The organism is Ruegeria sp. AD11(2025) (assembly GCF_056542405.1).
Genome location: NZ_JBQFZU010000017.1, coordinates 21,574 through 34,388, shown reverse-complemented (window position 1 = coordinate 34,388; position 12,815 = coordinate 21,574). Strand labels below are relative to the sequence as shown.

The window sequence follows — 12,815 nt, the reverse complement described above, 5'->3', positions numbered from 1 at the left end:
TCTTTGTGTATTACACGGAAATCAGAACGACCACCTCAGACCCGCCTGGAAAAACGGCCCCTGAGCGTCGCTACCGATTTCCTGTTCCGCATTCGCTTCGAATTGCATGTTGGGAACGAACTCGTGTTCATACCCGATCAGCACACTGGCGCCGGTGAAATCCGTTGATGGGAAAGACAGCGACTGCGTGGTCGAGAATACTGTCACGTTCGTGTCATTGTCCCCCAGATCACGCCGCAGAACTCCCGACAGCTGTCCGACAATAACACCGCCGGTATTCAGCGCCTTCTCGGCCTCGACACCCAGACGGGCTTCGATCACTTCGGTGGTGCTGTCTCCGACCGTGGCATTCGCGGATGACCCGGTTTCGGTATAACCGTCATCGTCCTGACGGGTATAGCGGACATCGCCAAAGCCCAGCAGTCCGAAAGCGTCACTGACGTCGAATGCTCGCTCGACACCCAGATAAGCCGTCAGCAGGGTGCTGTCGTAATCGGCATCCGCGTCTGCGCTACCGGTGATCTCGCGCGACCGTTCGGTCGACAACAAGCCATAGCCCAGCCCGGCTTCGATCGTGTATGATCCGATCTGGCGACCCAATGAGGCGTCCAGATAGAATCCATCGGTGTCGAAATCCGTGGTGTCGGTGTCACCGTTGGACCGGAACACACCCAGCCCCAGTGCCAGCGCCAATCCGTTGTCCAATTGCCCGGAAAACCCGGCGCTGCCGTTGAAAATCGCGACATCAGTATCAACCCCGGGCACGTTTTCGATTTGGCGTGCGGCACCGTCAACCGCCACGTAGGGACGGAACGGGCCGAATGTCACGCCTGCGATACGACCCGTGGTCGAATTGCGCGTCACCTGAGCCTGCGCCCCATAGCTCAGCGCATTCGTCGAACCGCTGATGGTGCTGCCATAGAAGGCTACGACATCGCCCGAGGTCAGCACCTCGGAAGAATCAACGCTGGCATAAATCGGAGCCGCGCCGCCTTCGTCCTGCACGAACCAGGCCGAACGACCATCTGACACTGTCGTTGTAAAGGTTCCGGACCCCGTTGCGGCGTCTTCGAACTCGAAAATCGCGCTGCCACCATTTGCATCCAGGTTAACGTTGTGATCCTGAACGCGGATCAGACCATCAACCTTATCGGTGCTGACAAGGTTCAATGTCCCTGTGCCTGTCCCAAGGAAGATCGCATAGGCATCACCGGTGTCAGAGGTCGCGGAAATCTCACCAACTTCTGTGATCACACCATCGAAATTCTCAAAATACAGGCCATAGGCATTGGATTCTGCCGCGCCCGATGCCGTGGCGGTGATCACACCACTGTTCGAGAACGTCCCCTGTACGTCATCGGCCTGAACACCAACTGCAGTCCCCTGAAAGAAGTCTGTGTCATTGGTGATCGTAGCTGAGGCTGTCAAGGTGCCGGTGTTCGTAAAGCTGCCTGTAAACGTATCGTCCAGGAAAACCGCCTGCGCCTCGGCTTCGGTCGAACCTGTGGCAGATGCCTCAACACCACCGCCGTTGAGGATCGTCCCGTCGGTTCCGTTGCGCATATAGAGACCCCGAGCTAACGCCTCTTCGGTTTCTGACGTAGCGGTGGCGGTGATCACACCGGAATTAGACAGCGTCCCGTCAAGTTCGGAAACAGTGACGCCATAAGCCGTCGCAGAGGCGCTGGTGTTTCCACGGGCCGTCACCTGAATCGTACCAGTATTCGTCACGTCACCAATTGTCGTGCCACTGGAATAAAACCCGTAGGCTTCTGCCGAACTGGTGTTATCCGTAACTAGAACTGTGATCGAGCCTGAGTTGGAAAAATCACCGTCCAGACCACTGGTAATGTAAATCCCAGCACCCGTGCCTTCCGAAAAGCCATGGGCCTCAATGTCGATGGAGCCGGAGTTCAGAACATTCCCGGTCATGCCACCGCTGACATACAAGCCATAAGCCTCGGCTTCTTCGGTCTGATCGGTGGCAATCGCAGTGATGGTACCAGTGTTGGTGAAATCACCGTCCAGTCCGCTCGAAATATCAAAGGCGTATACCGTCGCCGATGAATATCCATCACCTCTTACGAAGATAGTGCCGGTATTGGTGATGTTGCCGGTCATACCGCTGCTGACATCAAGGACATATGCCTCGGCTTCCTCGGTTTGGTCCGTGGCAATCACGCTGATGGTGCCGGTGTTGGTGAAGTCACCTTGCAAGCCGCCCGAAATGTCAAACGCGTAGACCGACGCGGACGAGTACCCGTCACCGCGTACGGAAATAGTCCCAGTATTGGTGATGTTGCCGGTCATACCGCTGCTGACGTCAAGAACATAAGCCTCGGCTTCTTCGGTCTGGTCGGTCGCTATAACGCTGATGGTGCCCGAATTGGTAAAACTCCCCTGCAAACCACCAGAAATATCAAACGCGATTGCTGTGGCGTCCGAATATCCATCACTTCGCACCAGAATATTGCCGGTGTTGGAAATGTCTCCAGTCATCCCACCGCTGACATCCAACAGGTATGCGTAGGCTTCGTCATCCTCCAGATCGGTGGCATGTACAGTGATCGACCCGCTATTCACGAAACTGCCGTCGAGGCCGCCACGGATTTCAAACGCCGTTGCAGTTGCAGAGGAAACCCCGTCAGCGAGGACCGAGATAGAGCCGCTATTGGCAATATCTCCGGTCATCGAGCCGCGGACATAAAGACCGACGGCTTCGGCTTCTCCAGCTGTTGCGTTCGCGGCAACTGAAATCGTTCCGGAGTTGTCGAAACTTCCGTTCAGGTCGCCCGACAGATAATAGGCCGACCCTGAGGCGGACTCGGAGGCGCTGCCAATGGCAACTATAGTTCCAGTGTTGGTAATATTGCCGGTCGTGTCACCCTCGACATAGACAGCTGCACCGTCCGCGCTGCTAAACGTGGTGTCGGCGATGGCGCGGATGGTCCCGGTGTTGGTGAGGCTTCCGGTTTGATTGCCTTCAACGTGATACCCCCAGGCAACTGCATCACTCGCCGATCCCTCGGCCCTGGCAACAATTGTGCCAGCATTGTTCAGCGCACCATTTGCGTCGCCCTCAACGCGAACACCTACGGCTTCGGCTTGACCGGCAGTCTGAGACGCTGTGGCCTGGATTGTGCCGGTGTTGTCAATGTCACCGTTCAGATTATCGGTTACCAGAATGCCGATTGCTTCCAGTGTGCTCGCGCCTCTGGCAGCTGCCGTGATGGTTCCATCATTGACGATATTCGTGTCCATGTCTCCGTCGGAAAGCAACCCGATGGCTGTTGCGTTGCTTGCACCCGACCCGCTGGCCCTTGCCGTGATCGAACCTGAGTTGGAAAATGATCCGGTTGCGTCGATACCGCCCGTGAAAAGAACGGCAAGGGCGGTTGCATTGGTAGAAGTCGCGCTCGCCTGGGCGGTGACTGTCCCGGTGTTCACGAAATCACCGGCAAAGTCCCCACCCATAAGGTAGCCAAGCGCCGCCGCAAATGACGAGGCATCGACGTTAACGTTGACTGTGCCGTTGTTGATGATCTGTCCGGTTGCCAACAAATCGTCGGTCAAAAGCACGCCAAACCCGACAGAACTGGATGCGGAAGGACCAGAGATCGTACCATTGTTAGTGAATGTGCTGGAATAGTCAGTATCAATGACGACTGCCGGACCACCACCAGTGGTCAGGGTGACCGCGCCGGTGGCCGTGATCGTGTTGTCTTCGTCATTCAAAAACACCTGTCGCGTGTTTTGCGGTGCCGATACCACCTCGGCTGTTGCAATCCCGACAGACAACGCCGCGACAGACACGGACGCTAGGAAAACCGATGGCGCAACACTGGCCACCCGCCCTTTCCATTTCACAACACGACCCCCACGCGCCACACGTTCCCGTGTGCGCTCAGTTGCGCAACCTTTCATTTATGAAGTCCCTTCCTTAGGAGATAACTCGTTAACTTTTTGTTCATTTTGCTACCTAGGAGCGAAGCAGGGCGCAAATATGACCACCAAAAAAATCTTTCGAATATTTCGTGGTATTGCATCAAGAACACACAATATATCGTATTGATACTTGGGAATACTTGACCCAGCCAACGGATGGACGGCAGGGAAAGAATGTTCTACCACAAGTGCGCCAGCGCTATAAATAAGCGGTTCTCAATCAGATCTGCGCTGGTCGGCAGGAGGCATTCTCATGGCAGAACAGCAGCAGATTTCGGTGCAGGAAGCATTCGCCCGGGCGATGTCGCATTATGAAAAAGGGCAGTTGAAGCAAGCCGCCGCTCTTTTGTCGGAGATTGTCAAAGCCGCTCCGCAACACGCGGACTCACACCACATGCTGGGCCTAATCGCATTTCGGGCCGGACAATTTGACCCTGCGGTGAAGGCTGTTGGCCGCGCCGTTAATTTGCGACCGGACTACGTGGTTTTTTTGACCAATTTCACCGAAATATTGCGTGCGTCCGGGCAACTGGAAAAGGCCCGCACCATTGGTGAGCGGGCAGTGCGGCTGGCACCCGGCCACGCGGCGGCCCATTCGAATTTGGGCCTTGTTCATTATGATCTGAAAGAGCTTGAGCTTGCGCGCACATCGCAAGACCGTGCGCTGGCCCTGTCGCCGGACTTTGACCGGGCCCTCAACAATCTGGGCAGTATCGCCCGCGATCAGGGTGATCGTGATAAAGCTGCGGACCTGTACCGACAGGCCCTACGGATTAACCCGGCATCTTCCGAGACCGCGAACAACCTGATCTCGGTTCTGATTGAGTCCGAAGACATCTTCGCCGCCCAATCCGTTGCCGAAACCCACGCCAAGCAAGCGCCGCGCGATGCAGAGTTGCACCGGAACTTTGGCAGGATATTCATGCTAGAGAACGATCTGGACAAGGCGGAGAACGCCTTTCGAAACGCGATCTCGCTGAACGGTCAAAAGGCCGAAAGCTATGTTGGCCTGTCTCAGGTTCTGTTTGAAAAGAACCACCCCAAACTGGCCCAGATCGAAGCGGAACACGCATTACGTCTGGATCCCGAAAATGCCGCCGCCTGCCATCAGATGGCGCTAGTTAAGGCGCATCTTGGCGACACGGACACGGCGCAAACCCTGTATGCCAAAGCGATTGAGCTCAAACCCGACCTAACCGCAAGCCGCCTGGCCCTAGGACATCTAGCCATGGAACAGGGTGACTTTGACAAAGCGCGCCAATTGTTCAACACGGCTGCGACCTCGGCGGATGATCCGTTCAGCGCGCAAATCTCATTGGCGCGGCTGGACGCGATCACCAAAGACAGCCCGGTCTTTCATGCGCTTGAGGCTGCCCTGCCCTCAGCCGATAAGATGTTGCCGCAAAAGGCTGTTTCCTATCGTTTCGCAATGGGTGATTGCTATGAAAAGTTAAAACGTCATGACGAAGCTTTCGCGCAGTTTCAAAAAGGCGCAGCCTTAAAAAGATCGCTGATCACATATGACCCAGCTGAAACGGACAAGCTTACGGATGATTTGATTTCGACATTCGATGCCGACAGGATCAAGCAACTCGGCCAATGTGCGATCCCGAGTGAAAAACCCATCTTTGTTGTCGGAATGCCCCGTTCAGGCACCACGCTGACGGAATCCATCCTCGACGCCCACCCGCAAGTATTCGGGGCCGGAGAGCTGAACGATTTGCAGAACCTGTTCGGGCGTCAGGCCGATGGCCGTACGAATGTGCCACAGGCGACGGCCTCGGCTTCCTACGATCAGCTAAAACGGCGGGCCGAGGACTATGTTGAAGTTCTGTCGCGCCTTGGGGGGGATTACCCGCGCGTGGTGGACAAGATGCCGGCAAACTTTCAGATGATCGGGCTGATCCACGGTCTGATGCCAAACGCCCGAATTATCCACGTCACCCGTGACCCCCTGGATATCTGCCTGTCTTGCTACACGCGCCTGTTCGAACGCAGCCAGTTGCACAGCTATGATCAGGTCGAGTTGGGGCGCTATTACAACAATTATGTCCGGATCATGGAACACTGGCAGAATACCCTGCCCCAGGGTGCATTCCACACGATCCGGTACGAAGCGCTGGTGGACGATATCGACACCGTCGCGCGCGGCATTGTTGACTATTGTGGGCTGAACTGGACCGAAGCCTGCCTAGAGTTCTATTCGGGCAAGCGCCGTGTCCGCACCGCTAGCGTCCAACAAGTTCGCCAGCCACTTTATTCGACATCCAAGGAAAAATGGCGGCGGTATGAAAAACACCTGCAACCGCTGATTGACACGATCGGTGATAACCGCACTAGGTGACTTAGGAATCCCGCGTGGAACCGCTTTTCTTCAGGTTTCGGGCCATCTTGCTAAGATCCGCATAGAGGTCACCCGCGGAGGGATACCATCGGGCCACGTCAGCACCCTGGCTGGAAACGACCATGTCGTCCCCCCTGGCCGCTGGACCGGTTAAGGCCTGTTGCGGGCCAAACGCAGCCACGTTTTCTGCCGTACTGTTCAGAAGCTTGGTGTTGAGTTGTTGCGCCACTTTGTCGGCAACGCCTGCTTCGGCCCAAGCCTCACGTGCGATGGCCTGCAATACCACTGTGAAGTTATTCGAGATCACCGCGGCGGCGTGATAAAGACTTTTGCTTTCTGACCGGATGGAAAAACACTTGGCGCCTATATTTTCCAACAAGGGCACAATAAACTCCTTGGCATTTGTGTCCCCTTCCAGCCCGCAAAGCGCGCCTTTGAACTGATCCCGTGCCGTCAGAGGATCGGCAAAGGACAAAACGGGATGCACGCTTGCAAGATGCCAATTCAGTTGACGCAACGGTGCCATCTGCTCGGCCGGGAAATAGCCGCTGCAATGGAAGGCGACCGGTGGTTGGCCATTCGATATTTGATCCCTGAAAACCCTTTCTAGCTCAGACGCGGCAGCAAAGATTTGAGTGTCAGGGACAGAAATGATCCATAGGTCGGCAGGCTGCAGCCCTGAATACTCTTCCACAGCCCGCCCATTTGCGGTCAGTTGGACTGCCTCTCGCGCGGATTGAAACCTGGCACTCAGTACGTCCTGCACTGAATAGTCATCGAGAGTGTCCAGCAAGTGGATCAGGGTTTGGCCCACCCGCCCGGCTCCAATGACATTCACTTTGAAAGGGCACATATTCGAACCTCTTTATTGCGACAACCTCTCTGTCCACCAGCATTTGTCCAGCCTACAAATGGGGCAAGGCAATTTAGATCCTACAATCTCCAGCCAGCGCTTCTTTCGAATTGCGCAAAAACCTCATCTTGGCGTTTAAGCTTTTCATAACAGTTGCCCATCACAAAATGATAGGAAACGTGTTTGTGCGGCAACATCTTGTCGGTTGCAGGGTCAAAACACCCCATTGTCATTCACCTTCGCAATGGTCATCACAAGATCGCCAGCGTCATCTTTGACAAAAATCTTCAAAGCGGCAGCATTGGAAGCAAATCCCTTCGAATACGTGTCGTGAATTCCAAGCGCGTTGTCTGACCAACAAACTCAACTGGATACTGGGTAGTTCCGGATGGTGGATTGGCATTGGACAACCAGGATCATAAACGTGCTTTCAACGCTACTTTTGCGCTCTGTTCAGGACCAAATCTTGCTCGGTCGTAGACCGATACGGCAAAGCTGAGCGCCCCGGATAGCCCAACAGAAATCAAGGCGAGCAACGCCAGTGCAATCAGTAGCTCGAAAAGGCTGAGGCCGGATCGCGCGTTCATTCCGGCACCCTAATTCAGTAGCCTGAAAAGCACTTTGCCCACCATATCTTCAACCTCAATCGCCAATTGCATCAGATCAAAACTTGAACCTGTTCCAGTATAGGGATCGAAGCGTTGACACAGCGTCCAGCTTCCAATTCTTTTAGTTCTTTCACCTATGGTCAGAGGCCGCGTGATACCCAGTTCACTCAACCCGGAATACGCAAATTCCGCTGCAACGGTCTTTTGGGATCTGGAGGCAGAGCCTTCTAGAAACTCCGCCTGACGTGGCAAAACCACAGCGTGCACCATCATAATAACCGCAAATGCGATCAGTACCTCAAACAATGGATACCCTGCCCGTCTATTCATCGGATGAAGCTCTCGAAAACTGTTCGAAAAAGGTGACAGAGTTAGAGTTTCCTGGCGTGCATCGACCTCCAAGCAAATCTCGTCACCCTCCGCCGTCACATCAGGCATGAATCTCAAATTCAACGTTTCATTGTCACAGTCGGTTATTGCGATGCCGATCATCTGGCCCGATCTGATTGCACGAAGACGTGCTTCGCTGACCCGCGAAGCAAGTTCTGAAACCCACTGGCCTAATTTCGTTCCATCTGGAGGTCGGCGAAACCCTGTAGCAGAAATAACGACGGCCATCCCAAGGACTGAAAGAGAAACTAACAGTTCGAACAAAGAATAGCCTGCTGCATACTGCGCGAGTGCTGACGAAAAGGAGTTATCGAAAGAATGCAACATCGTTCTATGACTTGATGGCAGAAATGATGATTCCTCCAACGCCAAACCCAATGGCAAGGGTGAGCATGGGAGCAATCAAGCGGACGGATTGCCCGCGTATCTAAGCGCTTCGCAGGCGAAGGTCAGCGACGAGGCGATCCTGAACCTGAACCATTTGGTCCGATACGGTTCCGTCGCTAACTTCTAGATGACAGAGCATCGGTGGAATTGCTGAGCGGTTTACCCTGCCAGTTGGTCGCACTGCTGAAACGGACGGTGTCCGGGCGTGAATTGACCTTTGCGGAGCATGTTATCGAACTCTATGCCTGCCAGGACAGATGCGGTTGAAGCGAAAGATTTGAATCCCGGCATGGGTCTAATCCGTCGTTTGATGAAACGGTGATCCTGTTCAATGATGTTATTGAGGTCTTTTCGCCTTACCATTTCGATCGGGATCGGGCAGCCAATGCTTTTGAGCATCTTGTTGATCGCTTTGATGCCAGCTGTATTGGCCCCGCTTTTGTCGATGACGATCATGCGCGGTAGACCGTGCACTTCAAGCGCGCGCGTAAAGAACCTCGTCGCAGCGGCTTTATTCCGGTGCTTGGGCAACATGAAATCCAGGGTCTTGCCGTGTTTGTCGATCACTCGATAAAGATAAACCCATTCGCCTTTCACTTTCACATATGTCTCATCCATGCGCCACGAACGGTCAACGGGATGCTTTCTGTACCGAGCCGCTTCAGCAATGAGGCCTGCATATCGGCTGACTCAACGGTTTAGCTTTGCATGATCCAGATCATCGCCACGTTCGGCCATGATTTCTTCCAGATCCCGATATGAAACACCGTAGCGCAGATAGAAGGAAACCGCGTGCAAGATCACGCTTTCCGGAAAATGCGTGCCCTATAATGAGATCGTCACAGCCTGCTCCTGTCTTGTTCGAGTGCGCGCGACCAGACATGCCCTCGACCTGACAGGTAGGGTCGATGTCTGCGACAGAACCCTTTACCAAGCGTCTTCAAGCATCAGAGAAATTTGTGACAGAACCACGTTGAAATACAGAACGCGGATATGACGGTTCTGTTGCGTAGCTTTCGCTGATTGAATTGGCAACGCGGTTCCAGCGGCTTACGCTCCAAGTTCCGAGAATGTGGCGTCTACATCTTCGGAACCGAGTATTGTCAGAATCGGGCTGACTGCCGTATCGAAGCCGCAGCATATTCACAAACTTCCCAAAAGCTATCGGCGATGTCTGAACTTGGTATTTTGTTGGAAAGCATCACAGAACAAATCTACCGGGAGTCCGACTGGGGTTCGCCGGCGGGGTACATACGCGAATTGGCCGAAGTCGACCCAGAGCAATTTGCAATATGTGTTTGCACGCCTGACGGTGAGACGAATTGGGCTGGTCGCGCCCAACAGCCGTTTTCGATTCAAAGTGTTTCAAAAGTCTTCGCCCTGATTGCCACGTTGGGGCGCATTGGCGGTCAACTCTGGAGCCGCGTCGGGAGAGAGCCATCAGGAACATCGTTCGATTCGGTCATTTTGCTGGAAAGCGAGCGCGGCCGTCCGAGAAACCCATTTGTTAACGCTGGGGCTATCGTTACAACCGATGCCCTTCTTTCGGGCCGCGAACCAAAGTTTGCCTTGGCAGAAATCCTGAATCTTGTCCGAGCCGGGGCCGAAGACGACGACATTCACATCAATGCGGCGATTGCAAAGTCGGAACAGGAAACCGGGTCCAGGAACAAGGCACTGGCGCATTATCTGGCCTCATATGGCAACCTGGACAATCCACCGGAACTGACGCTTGGAACGTATTTTCATCAATGTGCAATCGAGATGACCGCGATTCAACTGGCTCGCGCCGGGCGCTGCCTGGCTGGCTTTGACGATGCGCCCAATATTGTCTCGACCCTAAACGCGCGTCGCGTGAATGCGCTTATGATGACCTGTGGTCATTATGACGGGTCTGGGGATTTCGCCTTTCAAGTTGGTTTGCCTGGAAAAAGTGGTGTTGGAGGCGGGATATTGATTATCGCCCCAAAGGTCGCCTCGATCGCAATCTGGTCGCCGGGTCTGAACACATATGGCAATTCTAAGGCTGGCACACGTGCAGCAGCAATGCTCACGGAAAAAACAGGTTGGTCGGTATTCTGACAAAACGGCGCAGCGGCTTGTTCCAGGGCGAAAAGGTTTAACCGCGCCTAGGCCAGAGCCTTTCGGCACTCTGTGACATAACCTCGTCGGCCAATGGTGCAGAGGCTGAAAAGCCAGCAATGTCGAGTTACCTTGGAAAGTTCTCGGTTCGGCCTCTTACAAAGATGCCGCTGCGCGCGAAGCTTGGTCATACAGGCCCGACAAATTTCTAAGCACTTTTGCAACATGACTGATCTCATCAAAATCCCGGTCAGCCGCCACAGCGGTGTCGAGAAGGCATGCCTGGCGTACCTTGCCATATTCCAGGCAGACCTCTTGTCCACGTTCTGTGGTTTTATAAAAGACTTCTTTTCCGATTTTCTCGCCTTCGACCAACTGGGTTTTGATTAGCTTCTTGACCGCGTAATTGACCGTATGCGTGTCCTCGATATTAAGCATAAACGATATGTCCGCGAGCCGCTTCTCTTTCCCGCGGTGGTTGATATTGTGCAAGATAAGGATATCGAGCGGATTGAAATCCTTGTGCCCAACAGATTTCATGCAATGCATCATCCAGCGTGAAAAGGCGTTGTATGTCATCGTCATAGCATATTCCAGCTCGCTGAGCTGCCAGCCAACCGGGGAGTCCGCAAGATGGGACGATGACACAATGGCAGTTTCGCTGCCGCCAGTTCCGTCTGGATTGTTTTTTTGTGTCACTGCCAGCCTCACTTTACTTTGTTCTCCCACATGTTACTGCGCAGCAGGCAAACGCACAAGAAACGCTGTCGAAACATTTGCATTTTGCCAGCGAAGCGGCGCATTTGCCTAGTGTGGCAAGAACAGCAGAACAGTTGTGTTGCGCAGCATATACTGAATCATCCTGCAGAACCGGAAAACGCTTGAAAGAGTAAGCCATAATAACGCCCTACATGTTGTTTGGCAGAAAAGTGACGATGCCGGGCACAGCCACAATGATCGCCAGCGCAATAATCATCAGAATGAAGAACGGCAGCGCCGCCTTGGCGATAACAAGGATGTTTCGGCCTGTTAGAGATTGCAGAACAAACAGATTGAACCCCACGGGGGGCGTGATCTGGGACATTTCGACCACAATCACCAGAAAGATACCGAACCAAAGAGGATCGACGCCAACCTGCTGCACCATTGGCATCACAACAGATGTGGTTAGAACGACAACAGAGATCCCATCCAAGAACATCCCCATTATGATGAAGAAAACGGTCAATGCGGCAAGGAGAGCATATGTCGACAAGTTCATGCCGCCGATCCACTCTGCAAGTACGCGGGGAATACCGGTGAAGCCCATAGCGACTGTCAGGAACGACGCACCAGTCAGAATGAACGCAATCATACAGGACGTTTTTGTCGCGCTCATCAGACCTTCTACAAAGCTATTTTTATTGAGAGAACCAGAGTGCCAGGACAGAACCAATGCCAGCACAACCCCAACGGCGGCGGCGTCTGTTGGAGACGCGATACCCGCATAGATCGAACCAATCACGCCACCTATCAGCAAAATGACGGGGACCAAGCGTCGAGACCGGTACATTTTTTCACGAAACGAAAACTCGAAAACCTCATCCGGCAGATTGTCACGGTTCAGAAGGGCCCAAATCGCCACGTAGCCGACGAACAGGGCCACGAGCAAAAGTCCTGGCAAAACTCCGGCCACGAACAGGCGAGCGATGGATTGCTCGGTGGCAACGCCATAAACGATCAAGATGATCGACGGTGGGATCAACAATCCCAAAGTGGCCGCGCCTGCCAGGGTGCCGATCATCAGGTTCTCTGGATATCCGCGCTGCGACAGTTCCGGGATTGATAATTTGCCGATGGTGGCGGCCGTTGCCGCCGAGGAACCCGAGACAGCTGCGAAAATACCGCAACCGAAGATATTCACATGAAGAAGCCGGCCGGGCAGTTGATTCATCCAAGGTGAGAGCGCAGTGAACATGTCATCGGACAGCTTGGAGCGGAACAGAATTTCCCCCATCCAGATGAAAAGAGGCAGGGCCGCCAGAGCCCACGAGTTACTGTGGCCCCAAATTGTTGTCGCCATCACCAGGCCAAGCGGTGCATTTGAAAATAGCGCCATGGCAGCGATGCCCACGCCCATCAAGGCGAAGGCGACCCAAACTCCGGCCCCAAGCATAGCAAACAAGAGGACAATTAGGATGACAGAGAGAATTCCGACAGTCATGTT

General features: G+C 54.1%; 8 protein-coding genes and 1 pseudogene. 2 read left to right on the top strand and 7 right to left on the bottom strand.

The window, feature by feature from the left end:
• Positions 1-21: 21 nt before the first annotated feature.
• Entirely contained in the window at positions 22-3,924 is a 3,903-nt protein-coding gene (locus ACR1XY_RS16065; RefSeq protein ID WP_480594628.1) for a beta strand repeat-containing protein, read from the bottom strand.
• A gap of 274 nt (positions 3,925-4,198) precedes the next feature.
• Between ACR1XY_RS16065 and ACR1XY_RS16060 the strand changes: the two genes are divergently transcribed.
• Entirely contained in the window at positions 4,199-6,289 is a 2,091-nt protein-coding gene (locus tag ACR1XY_RS16060; protein ID WP_480594627.1) for a tetratricopeptide repeat protein, read from the top strand.
• Position 6,290: 1 nt separating this feature from the next.
• Here the strand turns inward: ACR1XY_RS16060 and ACR1XY_RS16055 are convergent, their stop codons facing one another.
• The 4 genes and pseudogenes from ACR1XY_RS16055 to ACR1XY_RS16040 form a co-directional block, all read right to left on the bottom strand.
• Positions 6,291-7,142: a Rossmann-like and DUF2520 domain-containing protein gene (locus ACR1XY_RS16055; RefSeq protein ID WP_480594626.1), complete on the bottom strand. Its 852-nt coding sequence runs from the start codon at positions 7,140-7,142 to the stop codon at positions 6,291-6,293.
• Between the two features lie 416 nt (positions 7,143-7,558).
• Positions 7,559-7,729, bottom strand: coding sequence for a prepilin-type N-terminal cleavage/methylation domain-containing protein (locus tag ACR1XY_RS16050; RefSeq protein WP_480594625.1), 171 nt, complete (start codon positions 7,727-7,729; stop codon positions 7,559-7,561).
• A 9-nt stretch (positions 7,730-7,738) separates the two neighbouring features.
• Complete coding sequence (locus tag ACR1XY_RS16045) at positions 7,739-8,404, bottom strand: pilus assembly FimT family protein (RefSeq protein WP_480594624.1); 666 nt, start codon at positions 8,402-8,404, stop codon at positions 7,739-7,741.
• Positions 8,405-8,686: 282 nt separating this feature from the next.
• Positions 8,687-9,331, bottom strand: a pseudogene (locus ACR1XY_RS16040) (IS6 family transposase).
• A 366-nt stretch (positions 9,332-9,697) separates the two neighbouring features.
• On the opposite strand from ACR1XY_RS16040, the gene ACR1XY_RS16035 reads away from it, so the two are divergent.
• Positions 9,698-10,609, top strand: a complete 912-nt coding sequence (locus ACR1XY_RS16035) for a glutaminase (RefSeq protein WP_480594623.1) — start codon at positions 9,698-9,700, stop codon at positions 10,607-10,609.
• Positions 10,610-10,765: 156 nt separating this feature from the next.
• Here ACR1XY_RS16035 and ACR1XY_RS16030 read toward each other — a convergent pair whose 3' ends face one another.
• Together ACR1XY_RS16030 and ACR1XY_RS16025 are read right to left on the bottom strand one after the other, a co-directional pair.
• Positions 10,766-11,308: a winged helix DNA-binding protein gene (locus ACR1XY_RS16030; RefSeq protein WP_480594621.1), complete on the bottom strand. Its 543-nt coding sequence runs from the start codon at positions 11,306-11,308 to the stop codon at positions 10,766-10,768.
• A gap of 208 nt (positions 11,309-11,516) precedes the next feature.
• Positions 11,517-12,812, bottom strand: coding sequence for a TRAP transporter large permease (locus ACR1XY_RS16025; RefSeq protein WP_480594618.1), 1,296 nt, complete (start codon positions 12,810-12,812; stop codon positions 11,517-11,519).
• Positions 12,813-12,815 lie beyond the last annotated feature (3 nt).